The organism is Finegoldia dalianensis, from assembly GCF_046255015.1.
Classification (GTDB): Bacteria; Bacillota; Clostridia; order Tissierellales; family Peptoniphilaceae; genus Finegoldia; species Finegoldia magna.
Map to the genome: position 1 here is coordinate 173,366 of NZ_JBDLBQ010000003.1, position 15,326 is coordinate 188,691.

Here is a 15,326-nt window from a genome sequence, read left to right on the forward strand (position 1 = left end):
GCACAATGAAAATCCACATGGGATTAGATGTAGGTTCAACTACTGTCAAGCTTGTCATTATAAATGAAAACTACGAAATTTTATTTCAAGAATACACTAGACATCGTTCTGACATAGAAGAAACTACCAAAAATGTTCTTAAACAAGCATACGATTCACATCCAGAGTTCAAAAACAGCGATTGTACAATTATGGTCACTGGAAGTGGCGGAATGTATGTTGAAGATAATTTGAATATCGAATTTATACAAGAAGTTGTGGCTGGAACTACAGCTATTAAAAAATATATCCCTAATGCTGATGTGTGTATTGAGCTTGGGGGAGAAGACAGTAAGATAACTTATTTAAAAGGAAACGTAGAACAAAGAATGAATTCCATCTGCGCAGGTGGAACTGGAGCATTCATAGACCAAATGGCAGCTTTGTTAAAGACGGATGCATCTGGTCTTAACGAATTAGCCAAAGATTACAAGAAAATATTTTCGATTGCAAGTAGATGCGGTGTATATGCAAAAACTGACATTCAAGCTTTGATAAACCAAGGCGCAACAAAAGAAGACATGGCAGTTAGTGTATTCCAATCTGTTGTCAATCAAACAATATCAAATCTTGCTTGTGGTAGACCTATTGAAGGAAATATCGTATTTTTGGGTGGACCACTTTATTTCTTATCAGAATTAAGAAATAGATTCATCACGACACTAGATGATGGTGTGAACACATTCTACAGTCCTGAAAATGCTCAAGTATTTGTGGCATTGGGAGCAGCTATTGCATCAATGGATGGAGAAGTTGTGAAGTATGAGGATTTGTTGAACAGATCTTATGACAAAAAGCAAGAAATTAGCGATGAGTTAATACTTGAGCCGTTATTTAAAAATGAGAATGAAAAAGAAGAATTTTACGAAAATCACAAGAAATCTAACGTGAAATTCAAAAATCTTGAAGAAGTACAAGGAAACTTGTATTTGGGGATTGATGCGGGCTCAACTACTAGTAAAATTGTAGTAATTGATGAAGATTGCAATATTGTATATGATTTTTATGCGAATAACCAAGGCAATCCACTTGATTTAGTTAAGGAACAATTATCTGTAATTTATTCTAAACTAAATGATAACCAAAAAATTGCAAGTAGTGGTATAACAGGTTATGGAGAAGATTTTATAAAACAAGCTTTGTCGGTCGATTTTGGTGAAGTAGAGACAATAGCGCATTTGACTGCTGCAAGATATTTTGATCCAGATGTTGATTTTGTATTGGATATTGGCGGTCAAGACATGAAAGCTATGCATGTAAATGATGGAATAATTGATTCGATTCAATTAAACGAAGCGTGTTCTTCTGGTTGCGGATCATTTATTGAAACATTTGCTCATAGTTTGAATTTATCTGTACAAGAATTTCAACAAAAAGCACTTGAATCAGAGAATCCTGTAGATTTAGGTTCAAGATGTACAGTATTTATGAATTCTAAAGTAAAACAAGCTCAAAAAGAAGGCGCTAGTGTCAGTGATATTGCAGCGGGTTTGTGTTATTCAGTTATTAAAAACGCAATCCAAAAAGTTATTAAACTTAGAGATCCATCAAAATTAGGAGAACACATTGTAGTTCAAGGTGGTACATTCTACGGTGATGCAATACTAAGAGCTTTCGAAAAAATTACAGGTAAAGTTCCTACAAGACCAAATATTTCGGGACTTATGGGAGCTATGGGAATGGCTTTGATTGCAAAAGAAAAATCAACAGGATATTCTACGATTTTATCTGAAGACGAACTTGAAAAATTTGAATATACTCAAGAACAAGCAGAATGTAAATATTGTTCTAACCATTGCAAATTAACTATCAACAAATTTGCAAATGGCAAAAAGTTTGTAACTGGAAATAGATGTGAAAGAGGAGCTGGAATTAGTCTGGATAAAAAAGACAAGCTTCCAAATATGTACGAATATAAAAACAAGAGATTATTTGGATATAAGAGTATTCCAGAAGATAAAGCAAGAGCGACTGTAGGAATTCCTAGAGTGTTGAATATGTACGAAAATTATCCGTTCTGGCATACATTCTTCACGAATTTAGGATACAGAGTTGTGTTGTCTTCTAAATCATCAAGAGAAATTTACGAAAAAGGAATTTCTTCTATTACAAGTGAAACATGTTGCTATCCTGCAAAATTAGTTCACGGTCACATTGAAGATTTGTTAGAAAAAAATGTCGATATGATATTCTATCCTTCAGTATTTTTCGAAAAACAAGAATACGATAAGGCGAATAATCACATTAACTGTCCAGTAGTTACTGGATATCCGGAAGTTATTAAAAATAATGTCGATGGATTGAAAAGCACGAAGTATTTCAACCCATTCATATCATTCCAAGATAAAAATAAATTAAAAACAAGACTTATCGACGAATTAAAAGAGCTAGGACTTTCTGATAAGGATATTTCAAACAGCGTTGATAGAGCGTGGGATGAACTTGAAAAATACAGAAAAGATGTAAAGGTTGAAGGGAAGAAAGCTTTGTCCAAAATTCGTGAAATGGGCAAAAAAGCAATTGTGTTAGCTGGTAGACCTTATCACGTTGATTCAGAAATAAATCATGGAATTCCTGAACTGATTACTTCATTAGGTCTTGGAGTTTTATCAGAAGATTCTATAATTGATTATGATGATGACGTTGATAGCGATTTGAGAGTATTGGATCAATGGGTATATCACTCTAGACTTTACAGAGCAGCAGAAATTGTTGGAAACAGTGAAGATTTGGAAATGGTTCAACTTAATTCATTCGGTTGTGGAATTGATGCTGTAACTACAGATCAAGTTAATGAAATATTGTCTGCTAAAGGAAAAATCTACACTGTATTAAAAATCGATGAAATTAGTAACTTAGGTGCCGTTAAAATCAGAATAAGATCATTGATACAAGCGCTTGAAAAGAAAAACTTCGTTCCAAATGTGAAAAAATCATATCACGTTGAAAAAGTTGAATTCACTAAGAAAATGAAAGAAGAATACACAATCCTAGCACCGCAAATGGCGCCGGATCACTTTGAAATAATGGAATCTTTATTCAAAGATAATGGCTATAAAGTGGAATTTTTGAAAGATGTTAATTCAAAAGTAATCGACGAGGGATTAAAATATGTAAACAACGACGCTTGCTATCCATCTATAACTGTTGTTGGACAAATGATGGAAGCTATAAATTCTGGTAGATATGACACTGACAAACTAGCTTTGTTAATGAGTCAAACTGGTGGAGCATGCAGAGCAAGTAACTATGTTGGTTTCATAAGAAAAGCATTAAAAGAAGCGGGATATGAAAATATTCCTGTAATTGCTATTTCTTGGCAAAATATCGAAACAAACGAAGGCTTTAACCTTTCTCCATTAGTATTACAAAAAATGATTGTTGCAGTATTATATGGGGACTTGATAATGAGATTATCAAACTTCACAAGAGCCTACGAAAAGGAAAAAGAAACTGATACTTTAAAACAAAAATGGATTGAAGAATGTCAAAAGAGAGTTTTGAAATCAAGTTCAAAACTATTTAGACAAACTGTCGATGAAATTATTGAAGATTTTTCAAAAATAGAATTATTGGATATACAAAAACCAAAAGTTGGTATTGTAGGAGAAATTCTAGTAAAATATCTTCCTCAAGCCAATAATAATTTGCAAGATTTATTGGAAAAAGAAGGCTGCGAAGTAGTAATGCCTGATTTGACAGATTTTGTACTTTATTGCTTGAGAAATGAATACCATAAGGGAAACTTCTTATCCAAATCAAAATTCACAGGATTCATGTGCAATATGGGAGTAAATTTGATTGAACATTACAGAAAATACATCAGAAACCAATTAATCAAATCGAAGTTTACTCATCCACTTAAGATACAAGAACTGGAAGATTACGCACAAGAAGTTGTATCGCTAGGAAATCAATATGGTGAAGGATGGTTGTTAACTGCAGAAATGATAGAATTAATTCATATAAACGCTAATAACATTGTATGTATCCAACCATTTGGTTGCCTTCCTAACCATATCACGGGAAAAGGAGTCATTAAGAGAATTAGACAATTGTATCCACAAGCAAACATAATTCCAATTGACTACGATCCTGGTGCAAGTGAAGTAAACCAAATTAATAGAATTAAACTTATGCTTTCACAAGCAAAGGAGAAAATTAATAATTAAAACTTACAAAAAATCAAATTTAATGTAAATTTTCATTGTTTTTGATATAATTAAATAAGTGTTAAGACAAAGCACCGGTGAATCCGAGTGCTTTGTTCATTAAGAAAGTAATTGGAGGAAAGAATGAAAAAAAGAGCTGTTATTGTCTTTTTTATTTCGCTAGCACTATTTTTGGGAGTTTATTTCGGTGCTGGTAAATTTTTGGGAAGCTTAAAAACAACTGGCTCTGATATTAAAGGCGATGAATTAGGAAAAAACAATGTAATTGAACAAAATATACCGGATGAATTTTTGTTTGTCCTATTAGGAATTGACAAAGAAGTAAGCACAACAGATCATCAAAGATCTGATACTATAATGGTTTGCAAAGTTAACTTTAATTCTGGTAATGTGGACATACTGTCTGTGCCAAGAGATACTCAAATTAGATTGAATGGAAATATCCACAAAGTAAATGCAGCCCATGCTTATGAAGGAGCAAAGGGATCTTTAAAAGCGTTGAGAGATTTATTGGGAATAGATTTGGATTATTACGTTGAAGTTGATTTTGATAGTGTAGAACACATCGTAGATGCTATGGGTGGAGTTGAAGTTGATTCACCAGCTGAAATAGTTGTCGAATCAAGACATATCCGTATCCCAAAAGGAAAATCAAAACTTAACGGAGATGAAGCGTTGCAATATGTAAGAGCTCGTCATCCATTGGGTGGATCAGATGAAGCAAGAATTGAAAATCAACATTATTTTATAAAAACATTGTTGGATCAATTATTGAGCCCAGCAAATATTACTAAAATGCCAAAGATGGTTGAAATTTTCAAAAGAGATGTAAAGACAAATATTCCATTGGGAGATATGACATCTTATCTCACAAAACTTCCGAACTTTTCATCTAGCAAAATACATAGCTATATACTACCAGGAGAATATAAGAATGACGGAATTAGTTGGTATATGGCTGATGAAGAACAATTACCAGAAATTGTAGATAGATTATTTGCTGAATACAAACTGGATGATCAAACCACTAATGAAGACAATGATAAAAAAGAAGATGAGGAAGAATCACAAAATAATTAGCGGTTTTGTTTTTTGGAGGTATTTTTGTGGAAAGAAAGCAAGAACACATTGAAAACTATTTAAAATCAGAATACAAGGGCAACAATTTATTTGATTGTGTGTATTTGGAGCATACATCACTACCAGAATTAGATTTGAATGATGTCGATTTGTCGATAGAATTTAACGGCAAAAAAATCGACTATCCTTTTATGATAAACGCCATGACTGGGGGCGGAGATTCCTGTTGTGACATCAATGAAGATTTGGCTAGATTGTGTAAAACATTCAATATTCCAATGGCAGTTGGTAGTCAAAAAATAGGTCTTGTTGAAGATGAAGCGATTGAAAGTTTTGAACTTGTACGTGAAAATTTGATTAAGAACGAAAACATCGTAATAGGAAATCTTTCTGCAAGAGAAAGCTTGGAATCAGTTCAAAAAGCAATTGAGATGATAGACTCTGATATGTTTGGCCTTCACTTAAATCCAATTCAAGAGTTGATTATGGAAGAAGGAGACCGAGAATTTTCCGGAATAAAAGATAACATTAAAAATATAGTAGAAAATGTAGATGTGCCTATAATCGTAAAAGAAGTAGGTTACGGAATGAGCAAAAAAACAATCTATGATTTATACGATTTGGGTGTTAGATACATTGATATTGCTGGTTTTGGTGGAACAAATTTTTCTGAAATAGAAGATAATAGAAGATTCGATATGGAATTTTCTGAATTTTACTGTTGGGGAATTCCTACAGCGAAGATTTTATTGGACATGCAAGATAAGCCTGACGATTTGTTTTTGATTGCAAGTGGTGGAATAAAAACATCAATTGATATTGTAAAAGCATTAGTCCTTGGTGCAGATATGACAGCGATGAGTGGCGAAGTATTATCTTATTTAATGCATGGTGGTTATGAATTTGCTAAGGAATTTTTGGATAGCTTGATTTATAAATTAAAAATGCTTATGGTAATGCTAGGGGCAAAAAACATCAATGAGCTTAAAAATGTGGACTACAAAATATTTGGGAAATTAAAAGAAATTACAGAATAAAAAAAGTCATACAAATTTGATTTTAATATCAAACTTGTATGACTTTTTTAAATGTATTTTTCTACTCTATTCGTAACAAAACTAAAAACCAAAGCTTTTAACATATCCCCAGGTAAGAAGACTATCATACCAGTGAATAATAATTTCCATAAGTCGAATTGTTTATTAGATAATTTGAACAATACTCCCATGTATATCACACCAAAAGCGTAAATTATAAGTGATGAGACCATGAACATAATAAAAAGGTTTAGTTTCGTAAGATTTCTATTTTTGAATTTTACATAAAAAGTTTGTACTAAAAATCCTATTACATAACCAAAGCTAGGTGAAAATATTGCTTGTATACCACCCTTTCCTCCCGCAAAAACAGGAAGACCAATAAGCCCTAATACAATATACAATAAAACTGACATATTCGCGTATTTTTTGCTTAAATAATATCCAGATGATATTGCGAACAAACTTTGTAAGGAAATAGGAACTGGAAATAGTGGAATTATTATATAAGATCCAATTATTATTAGCGCACTAAATAAAGCGATTTTTATGAGTTCTTTTGTATCTATGCTTCTACTCATCTTGCTTTTCTCTCATATCTTGTCTGTAATTTGCCATTACTTCGTGGAAAATTTCTGCTGATGTTGGGGGAGTATAACTTAAAGCATTCGCTCCAGCATTTATCGTATCGATAACATTTTGCTCATTATCACCGCCTGTTGCAATTATTGGAAATTCATATCCAACTTTTTTTCTGATTTCTTCAACTAAAAATGCAGTTTTCTTTCCACCGGATACATTTAAAATATCTGCACCAGAATTGATTTTTCCTTCGATATCATCGTATGCAGATACGATTGTAGCGACGATAGGAATGTCTAAAACTTTTTTCATCTGAACAATAGTCTCGTTTTTCATTGGGGCATTTACGATTACTCCGTAAGCTCCTAACATTTCTGCTTGTAATGCCATATTTACACTTCTAATTCCAGATGTAATTCCACCACCTACTCCGGCAAAAACTGGGAGACTTGAAGACATTATAATAGCATTTGTGATTGATAATGTTGGTGTGAAAGGATATACTGCCATTATTGCGTGGCCATTTGTATTATTAATTATTGCAATGTCTGTTGTGAAGACAAGAGTTTTTATTCTTTTACCTAAAACTGTTATGCCAGATGCTTTATACATAGCTTCTGGAATATGTACCATTCTGTGTCTCAAATTAGATTTTACTTCTGGTATAAATTTCTTATCCATAAGATGCCTCCTTAAAATGAATTTCATATTTATATTATAATAGATAAAGCCATTCTAGCAAATCAAAAAAACTAAAAAATATTTTGGGAATTTGTTGTAATTCTTATAAGATTATGGTAATATATATAGGTAAATCCTTGCTCCGGATAGGGGCCAAATAGACCACAAGGAGGTGTCATATGAATAAATATGAATTAGTGCTAATCTTTAAGCCAGAATTATCAGAAGAAGACAGAAATACTGTATTCTCAAGAATTCAACAAGTAATTGACGAAAATGGTAAACTTGAAGAAGTTCACGATTGGGGAAAAAGAAAATTAGCTTATGAAATTAACTACATTAAAGAAGGATACTATTATATTGTAAACTTCGATTTAGATCCACAATTTGTTAAGGAAATCGAAAGAAGATGTAGATTATTCGACCAAATCATTAGATACATGGTTGTTAGAGTAGACGAACAATAATCGTAAGAGGAGGAAATGTTTTGAATAATGTTAGTTTGATGGGTAGATTGACAAGAGACCCTGAAGTGAGATATTCAGCGAATACTCAATTAGCTAACGCTAGATTTAGTGTTGCTGTAGATAGAAGATTATCTAAAGAAAAAAGAATGGAAGCTGAAAACAACAATCAACCAACTGCGGATTTTATCAATTGCGTTGCTTTTGGAAGGACTGCAGAAGTTATTGGACAATATTTCCACAAAGGAAATAGAATTGCTATTACAGGTCACATTCAAACGGGATCTTATGAAAACCAACAAGGACAAAGAATTTATACAACTGATGTAATTGTCGATCAATTTGATTTTGTTGAATCAAGTAATTCACAACCAAATTCAGGTAACTATCAAGGTTACAACAATAACCAATCATTCAACAATAATTCTTTCCAAAACAATAATTTCCAAAATTCAAACGATATTCATAAGAGTAATGACGATTTCGGAATGGGAGACAATGCAGTTCCGACTGATATTGACGAACTTCCATTCTAATAGTAGGAGGTTTTAAAGATATGCAAAGAAGATTTAGACCTAGAAAAAAGATAGATCCATTCCAAAAGGATAAAACAAAAGTTATTGATTATAAAGATGTAAATATGCTTAAAAACTATATCAGCGAAAGAGGTAAGATTTTACCAAGAAGAGTAACTGGATTAAACGCAAAACATCAAAGACAAATAACTGATGCTATCAAAAAAGCTAGACAAGTTGCACTATTACCATACAGTGCTGAATAAGACAAAATTAAGCTACCTTGATGGTAGCTTTTTTTACATATAAGGAGATATAAATGAGTTTAAAAATTGAAAAAACAACAACACCAAAACAAAAATACTCTAATAGTGAAGAATTGGGATTTGGAAAAATATTTACAGATCACATGTTAGTAATAGATTACGACAAAGAAAAAGGTTGGCACTATGAAAGGATAGTTCCTTACCAAGATATTTGTCTGGATCCTTCTTCTATGGTTTTTCATTACGGACAAACTGTTTTTGAAGGAATGAAAGCTTATAAAAATAATGGGAAAGTATATTTGTTTAGACCATTAGAAAATTTAAAAAGATTAAATAAAAGCAATGATAGATTGTGTATTCCACAAATCGATGAAGAAAAAGTTTTGGAATATTTGTACAAATTTGTCGATTTGGAAAGAGATTGGATACCTGAAGAAGAAGGTTGCTCATTGTATATCAGACCTTTTATCATTGCAACTGATGCACAATTAGGAGTAAAAGTTAGTAATGAATACAAACTTATCATAATAGCTTCTCCAAGCGGATCTTATTACAAAAATGGTTTGAGCCCTGTTAGTATTTATGTAGAAAAAGATTATGTGAGAGCTGTAAGAGGCGGAATGGGAATGGCAAAAACTGGTGGAAATTATGCTGCTAGTATGAAAAGCCAAGATATTGCTCACGATAGGGGTTATTCACAAGTTTTATGGCTAGATGGTGTAGAAAGAAAATACATCGAAGAAGTCGGTGCGATGAATATATTCTTTGTGCTAAAAGATAAAGTTATAACGCCAATGATTAACGGAAGTATTTTGGAAGGAATAACTAGAAAATCTGTTATCGAATTACTAAGATACGAAGGTATGGAAGTTTCAGAAGAAAGAATTTCCATTGACGATATCGTAGATTATTACAAAAATGGAGAGCTTCTAGAAATATTTGGAACCGGAACTGCAGCTGTTATCAGTCCAGTTGGAAAGCTATTGTATGATGAATATGAAATGATTATTAACGATGGTCAAATCGGAAAAACTAGCCTTCACGTTTATGAAACATTAACTAATTTACAATTTGGAAAGATTGAAGATAACTTTAATTGGAGAGTTGAGATTTAAACGATAAAAGTCATTTTCCAAATAATTTTATCTTGTATTTATGGTATAATGAATACGATAAGTAATATTTGTCAGAGGAGTTAAAATGAATAAATACAGAAATATAGTATTGGCAATTTTAGATGCTATAATTATCAATATATCGTATGTTGTAGGATTGCTTTTAAGATTTGACGGACAAGTACCTTCAAGATACATGAGTTACTATCTTAAATATGCAGCCGTAGTTACAATAATACAAATTTTGATACTTTTTATTTTCAAAATGTACAAGGTAATGTGGAGATATGCAACATTTGAAGACTACTTAAAAGCTGGTGTGTACACTGCTATTGCAAGTGTCGGTTCTTCATTGTTTTTGATTTTGGTAAAATCAACACTTCCAAGATCAAGCTTTTTGATTGCACTTGTTTTTGAAGTTGTATTGATTTTAATAGTTCGTATGATTGCAAGAACTCAAACTGATAAAAAATCAGCTGTCGAACAAACTATCGAAGGACAAGTTAATTCAATGGTAATAGGAGCAGGTGCAGCTGGGGTTTTGATTGTTCGTGAGATGCTAAATCATCCTGAAATGAAATCTAAACCTGTGTGTATACTTGACGATGATAATACGAAAATAAACAAAAGCATATCTTCGGTTCCGGTTGTTGGTGATACAAGTGATATTGTTAAAAAGGCACATGAGTACAACGTTGAAGAAATTGTTCTAGCGATACCAACTATAGATTCAGAACGAAAGAAACAAATTCTTAATGAATGCGAAAAGCTTAATGCAAAAGTTAAAATAATGCCTGGTTATTATGAATTTATAGATTCCAAGGTTGATTTGAAAGATTTAAGAGATGTTCAAATCGAAGACTTGCTTGGACGTGACCAAGTAGTATTGGATAAAGAAATTCTTAATGAATTTTTGAACGATAAAGTCGTAATGGTAACTGGCGCAGGTGGATCAATAGGTAGTGAGCTTTGTAGACAAATATTAAAATATAAACCAAAAAAATTGGTGATGATTGATATCTATGAAAACACTACTTATGATATACAAAATGAAATTTTGAGAAATGATCCTGATGCACCAATTGATGTTATTATAGAATCTATAAGAAACTTCGATAGAATGAATGCGATTTTTGGAATTCACAAACCAGATGTTGTGTTCCACGCTGCAGCTCACAAACACGTTCCTTTGATGGAACATTCACCACAAGCAGCTGTTTTGAACAATGTATTTGGAACGAAAAATATAATAGATTGTTGCGATATTCATAACGTCAAGAAATTCGTATTAATATCTACAGATAAGGCGGTTAATCCGACATCTGTAATGGGGTGCACAAAGAGAATTTGTGAGCTATTAGTACAATCTAAAAATCAAATTTCTAAAACAGAGTATGTGGCAGTTAGATTTGGAAACGTGCTTGGATCAAATGGTTCAGTAATTCCACTATTCAAAAAGCAAATTCAAGAAGGTGGACCAGTTACTGTTACTCATAAAGATATCATTAGATATTTCATGACAATTCCTGAAGCTTGTCAACTTGTTATGCAAGCTGGAGCAATGGCAGAAGGTGGAGAAATATTTGTGTTAGATATGGGGGATCCTGTTAAAATAGTAGATTTGGCTAAAAAATTGATAAAGTTATCAGGTTTGGAATTGGACAAAGACATCAAGATAGAATTTACGGGACTTAGACCTGGAGAGAAACTTTACGAAGAAACTTTGATTGAAGCTAATAATATAAGTAAGACAAAATATGATATGATATTTGTAGAAGAACCGGTGGTTCACGATATAGAAAAATTATCTGACGACTTAGTGGATTTGAAGAAAACTACAGAACAAAACTCTAAGTTAGTAATTGTAGAACAATTGCAAAAGATCGTACCAAATTATACTCCGGATGTAGAACATCAATAAAAGAGGTGGAATATGGCTGACAAGAAAAGAAAATCAAGCTACAGTGATATTAATAAAAAATACGATTTTTCAAGCGGCAGAGTTTCAGAAAGCGAAATGAGACGCAGAAAGAAAAACGCCGAGAAAAATCGTAGAGAAATGAGACGACAAAGAAATAGTTACAATCATGAACAAGACATGGGCAAAACAATAGTTTTGACTCCAGAAATGGTTGAAATGGAAAGAAAAAGAATAGCTAGACAAAAAAGAATAGCTAGAAAGAAAAAGTTGAGAAGAAGAAGAATTATTTCCGCAATCGTGGCAATAGTTTTGATACTTTTAATAGTTTTCGCGGTTAAGAAGGTTGCAAATAAAAATAACGCAAAACCAAAACAACAAACAACAATAACTAACCAAACACCAGTAAAACCGCAACCGATTGTTCAATCATTAGTTAAGTTCTCAAAGACAAATAAAATGACTAATTTGTATGAAAAGAGCGAAAAAGTATCCACTGTCCTTGAACAAATCCCTAACAATGCATATGTAAAGTATTACTCAGATCAAGGAGATTTCTCATACGTAGTGTATAATGGAAAAAAAGGATATATTTTAAAATCTGATTTGTCAGATATAGAAAACAAAAATCAATTCAAAGTAATAAAAGGCGTTTTGATTGTAAACAGCGACTACACATTGCCATCAGATTACGATCCAGGTATTGATGAAGACGCTCGTAAATCATTTACTTTAATGGTTAATGATGCGAACAAAGACGGTGTAATACTAAGAAGTGTAAGCGATTATAGATCATTCGAACAACAATCTAAGTTAGAAGATGTAGAAGATGTAAAATTCGTAAAAGCTGGTACTTCTGAACATCAAACAGGGCTTGCTTATGATTTGATAGGTGAAGATTACACACTTAAATACAAATTAGATTTCTCAAAATCAAAAGAATACAAGTGGTTGATGGACAATGCTTATAAATACGGTTTCGTATTAAGATATCCTGAAGGAAAGAAAGATATAACAGGCTTAAGCTTTGCTCCATGGCACTTCAGATATGTTGGAATTGATTTGGCTAAAATTCTTCACGATCAAAATCTAACTTTGGAAGAATATCTTAAAGTTGCAGATGAAAATGTAACAAACACTGATAACAACAAAGAAGATGGCGACAAGCAAAACAACGAAGAAAAAGAGCCATCAAATTCAGAAGAAAACTCTGAGAGAAAAACAGACAATGATAACTCAAATAATAACAGAGATAATTCAGATGATGAAAACTCAGAAAACTCTGACAAAAATAGAAATAACAATCAAAATTCTGAAGATAATGGACAAAATAATAATCAAAATGACAGAAATAATGACAACAACGACAACAGTGATAACAATAATTAGAGGTGAAATATGATTTATTTAAACAATGAAAACTTTGATGAAGAAGTAATTCAAGCAAAAGGTAAAATTTTGGTGGATTTCTATGCGGATTGGTGTGGACCATGCCAAGGACTTGCTCCAATAATTGAAGAAATTGATGAAGAAAACAAAGACGAAAACATCAAAATCTGTAAACTAAATGTAGATGGAGCACAAGAAATTTCCAGAAAATACAAAGTAATGAGTATTCCTACAATATTAGTATTTGAAGATGGAGAAATCATAAAATCTACTGTAGGTATGGTTGAAAAAGAATATATCTTGGATATGCTAAAGTAACCAAAACAAATAGCTTACAATAAGCCTAATTTCTTATGAGATTAGGCTTAATTTTTTGCAAAAAACAAAGCCTCACTTTTTGTGAGGCTTTGTTTAAAAAACTTAATCATATTGTATACATTTTGAAAATTTTATTTTATTTTTGTATGATATAATTTATTAAAGTGATTTTAAGGCTTCTATAGCTTTATCGTAATCAGGGTGATTTGTATTTTCTTTTACGTATTCAACGTATTTAACTTCGTTGTTTTCATCTAAAATTACAATACCTCTGTTAAGAAGACGGAATTCTTCCATAACGAAACCATACTTCAAACCAAAATCTAAATCTTTGTGATCGCTTAGGACTAATAGGTTGTCGATTCCTTCAGCTGCACAGAATCTTGATTGTGCAAATGGTAAATCACAGCTAATTGTAAATATAATTGTGTTGTCAAATTCACTAGCTTTTTTGTTAAATTCTTTTGTTTGGAATTCGCAAACGCCAGTATCGATCGATGGTACTACAGAAATTAATTTTTTCTTTCCGTCATAATCAGATAATTTTACTGGTTTTAATTCTGCGTTTAAGCAAGTGAAATCGGAAGCTTTATCTCCTACGTTTACTTTAGTTCCTAATAATGTCACAGGGTTGTTTCCAAATGTTGTTTCTTGTCTTTTGTCCATGTTATAGACCTCCTTATAATTTCATTTTCATTCAAATGGTTTATACCCAAAAAATTATTTAAATAAACAAGAGGAGTTGATTTTAATGAGCACAGCTACAATTATAATTGTATTAATTAGCGTTGCGATTTTGGCGTTATTCTTTAAGATTTCTTTTAAATTGGGGATGCATGCCCTTTCTGGTTTTGTAGGAATTTTTATTTTAAATATTTTCTTAAGTTTTTTTAATATGCATATTCCATATAATTTGATTGATATGTTAATTGTCGGTATTTTTGGAGTTCCGGGATTGGTTGTTTTATTTTTATATTATTTTGTTATCTAGCAAGAAATTATCAACTAAAATATTAAATTTGTTGCGAAGAAATCACTTATTTGGTATAATTAATAGAGATTTTAGATTACTTAGGAGGAAAATAAATGACTAACTATAAATTAGATATGCAAAAAAGAGACAAAGTTGGCTCTAACGCAGTTAGAAAATTAAGAGTAAAAGAAATGGTTCCAGGAGTTATTTACGGAAAAGACTTAGAACCAATTAATGTATGTGTTGATGAAAAAGAATTAAGAAAAGTTCACTTAATGGCAGGAACTTCAAGCTTAATCGATGTTAAAGTTGATGGTGAAGATCACACTGTAATCATAAGAGAAGTTCAAAAGCATCCATTTAAAAATCAATATGTTCACGTTGATTTCAAAGCAATCAAAATGGGAGAAGTTGCAAACTTTACTATTCCAGTTGTATTAGAAGGAAGAGATGAAATCAGAGTTCAACCATCTGTATTGATGCAATTCTTGGACGAAATCGAAATCGAATGTTTACCAAAGAACTTACCAAACGAAGCTGTTGTATCAGTTATTGATATGCAAATTGGCGATACTTTCGAAGTAAAGGATTTGGATGTATTCAAAAATGCTGACATAACAGTTCTTGAAGACGAAACTGAAGCAGTATGTTCATTATCTGAACCAAAAGAAGAAGTAATTGATGATGAAGATGAAGAAGTATCTGCAGATGTTCCAACAGTTGGTGAAACTGAAGAAGAAGACGCAGAATAATAAATAGAAAAAATAAAGCGAGTTA

15 protein-coding genes are annotated in these 15,326 nt (G+C 32.0%); 12 read left to right on the top strand and 3 right to left on the bottom strand.

Translation table 11 applies throughout. The annotated features are described in order from the left end of the window. The first annotated feature begins 5 nt into the window (after positions 1 to 5). The 3 genes from ABDJ34_RS04625 (at position 6) to fni (ending at position 6,328) form a co-directional block, all read left to right on the top strand. Positions 6 to 4,211: an acyl-CoA dehydratase activase-related protein gene (locus ABDJ34_RS04625; RefSeq protein WP_412701536.1), complete on the top strand. Its 4,206-nt coding sequence runs from the start codon at positions 6 to 8 to the stop codon at positions 4,209 to 4,211. A gap of 123 nt (positions 4,212 to 4,334) precedes the next feature. Further along, positions 4,335 to 5,291, top strand: a complete 957-nt coding sequence (locus ABDJ34_RS04630) for an LCP family protein (RefSeq protein ID WP_412701537.1) — start codon at positions 4,335 to 4,337, stop codon at positions 5,289 to 5,291. 26 nt (positions 5,292 to 5,317) lie between these two features. Further along, positions 5,318 to 6,328, top strand: a complete 1,011-nt coding sequence (fni, locus tag ABDJ34_RS04635) for a type 2 isopentenyl-diphosphate Delta-isomerase (protein ID WP_412701538.1) — start codon at positions 5,318 to 5,320, stop codon at positions 6,326 to 6,328. A gap of 47 nt (positions 6,329 to 6,375) precedes the next feature. Here fni and ABDJ34_RS04640 read toward each other — a convergent pair whose 3' ends face one another. Together ABDJ34_RS04640 and ABDJ34_RS04645 are read right to left on the bottom strand one after the other, a co-directional pair. Then, a complete protein-coding gene (locus tag ABDJ34_RS04640; RefSeq protein ID WP_412701539.1) occupies positions 6,376 to 6,909 on the bottom strand; it encodes a biotin transporter BioY in 534 nt (177 codons plus the stop codon). Continuing rightward, entirely contained in the window at positions 6,902 to 7,591 is a 690-nt protein-coding gene (locus tag ABDJ34_RS04645; protein WP_316102883.1) for a hydrolase, read from the bottom strand. The genes ABDJ34_RS04640 and ABDJ34_RS04645 overlap by 8 nt, the downstream gene beginning before the upstream one ends. Before the next feature lie 179 nt (positions 7,592 to 7,770). Here ABDJ34_RS04645 and rpsF point away from each other — a divergent pair, with 179 nt between their 5' ends. The 7 genes from rpsF to trxA all read left to right on the top strand — a co-directional run bounded on the left by rpsF (position 7,771) and on the right by trxA (position 13,576). After that, entirely contained in the window at positions 7,771 to 8,058 is a 288-nt protein-coding gene (rpsF, locus tag ABDJ34_RS04650; protein WP_002835043.1) for a 30S ribosomal protein S6, read from the top strand. A 20-nt stretch (positions 8,059 to 8,078) separates the two neighbouring features. After that, positions 8,079 to 8,591, top strand: coding sequence for a single-stranded DNA-binding protein (locus ABDJ34_RS04655; RefSeq protein ID WP_002835042.1), 513 nt, complete (start codon positions 8,079 to 8,081; stop codon positions 8,589 to 8,591). 20 nt (positions 8,592 to 8,611) lie between these two features. Then, a complete protein-coding gene (rpsR, locus tag ABDJ34_RS04660; RefSeq protein WP_002835041.1) occupies positions 8,612 to 8,836 on the top strand; it encodes a 30S ribosomal protein S18 in 225 nt (74 codons plus the stop codon). Positions 8,837 to 8,889: 53 nt separating this feature from the next. Continuing rightward, positions 8,890 to 9,951 (top strand): branched-chain amino acid aminotransferase, encoded by a 1,062-nt coding sequence (locus tag ABDJ34_RS04665; RefSeq protein WP_412701540.1) that lies wholly within the window; start codon positions 8,890 to 8,892, stop codon positions 9,949 to 9,951. Positions 9,952 to 10,036: 85 nt separating this feature from the next. Beyond that, the gene (locus ABDJ34_RS04670; protein ID WP_412701541.1) at positions 10,037 to 11,872 is read left to right on the top strand and encodes a polysaccharide biosynthesis protein; all 1,836 of its coding nucleotides are present in this window, start codon (positions 10,037 to 10,039) and stop codon (positions 11,870 to 11,872) included. Between the two features lie 12 nt (positions 11,873 to 11,884). Continuing rightward, entirely contained in the window at positions 11,885 to 13,258 is a 1,374-nt protein-coding gene (locus tag ABDJ34_RS04675; RefSeq protein WP_412701542.1) for a D-alanyl-D-alanine carboxypeptidase family protein, read from the top strand. A 9-nt stretch (positions 13,259 to 13,267) separates the two neighbouring features. Further along, a complete protein-coding gene (trxA, locus tag ABDJ34_RS04680) occupies positions 13,268 to 13,576 on the top strand; it encodes a thioredoxin (RefSeq protein WP_002835037.1) in 309 nt (102 codons plus the stop codon). Positions 13,577 to 13,735: 159 nt separating this feature from the next. On the opposite strand, the gene tpx is transcribed toward trxA, so the two are convergent. Beyond that, positions 13,736 to 14,242, bottom strand: coding sequence for a thiol peroxidase (gene tpx, locus ABDJ34_RS04685; RefSeq protein WP_316523662.1), 507 nt, complete (start codon positions 14,240 to 14,242; stop codon positions 13,736 to 13,738). 85 nt (positions 14,243 to 14,327) lie between these two features. On the opposite strand from tpx, the gene ABDJ34_RS04690 reads away from it, so the two are divergent. Beyond that, on the top strand, positions 14,328 to 14,567 hold the full coding sequence (locus ABDJ34_RS04690) for a pro-sigmaK processing inhibitor BofA family protein (protein WP_227905006.1): 240 nt from the start codon (positions 14,328 to 14,330) through the stop codon (positions 14,565 to 14,567). Between the two features lie 95 nt (positions 14,568 to 14,662). Further along, positions 14,663 to 15,301, top strand: a complete 639-nt coding sequence (locus ABDJ34_RS04695) for a 50S ribosomal protein L25 (protein WP_094207382.1) — start codon at positions 14,663 to 14,665, stop codon at positions 15,299 to 15,301. Positions 15,302 to 15,326 lie beyond the last annotated feature (25 nt).

Coding starts and splice junctions, on each gene's coding strand:
- tpx (WP_316523662.1), bottom strand. CDS start 14,242: ATGGACAAAAGACAAGAAACAACATTTGGAAACAACCCTGTGACATTA.
- rpsR (WP_002835041.1), top strand. CDS start 8,612: ATGCAAAGAAGATTTAGACCTAGAAAAAAGATAGATCCATTCCAAAAG.
- ABDJ34_RS04645 (WP_316102883.1), bottom strand. CDS start 7,591: ATGGATAAGAAATTTATACCAGAAGTAAAATCTAATTTGAGACACAGA.
- ABDJ34_RS04690 (WP_227905006.1), top strand. CDS start 14,328: ATGAGCACAGCTACAATTATAATTGTATTAATTAGCGTTGCGATTTTG.
- rpsF (WP_002835043.1), top strand. CDS start 7,771: ATGAATAAATATGAATTAGTGCTAATCTTTAAGCCAGAATTATCAGAA.
- ABDJ34_RS04670 (WP_412701541.1), top strand. CDS start 10,037: ATGAATAAATACAGAAATATAGTATTGGCAATTTTAGATGCTATAATT.
- trxA (WP_002835037.1), top strand. CDS start 13,268: ATGATTTATTTAAACAATGAAAACTTTGATGAAGAAGTAATTCAAGCA.
- ABDJ34_RS04695 (WP_094207382.1), top strand. CDS start 14,663: ATGACTAACTATAAATTAGATATGCAAAAAAGAGACAAAGTTGGCTCT.
- ABDJ34_RS04630 (WP_412701537.1), top strand. CDS start 4,335: ATGAAAAAAAGAGCTGTTATTGTCTTTTTTATTTCGCTAGCACTATTT.
- ABDJ34_RS04675 (WP_412701542.1), top strand. CDS start 11,885: ATGGCTGACAAGAAAAGAAAATCAAGCTACAGTGATATTAATAAAAAA.
- ABDJ34_RS04665 (WP_412701540.1), top strand. CDS start 8,890: ATGAGTTTAAAAATTGAAAAAACAACAACACCAAAACAAAAATACTCT.
- ABDJ34_RS04625 (WP_412701536.1), top strand. CDS start 6: ATGAAAATCCACATGGGATTAGATGTAGGTTCAACTACTGTCAAGCTT.
- ABDJ34_RS04640 (WP_412701539.1), bottom strand. CDS start 6,909: ATGAGTAGAAGCATAGATACAAAAGAACTCATAAAAATCGCTTTATTT.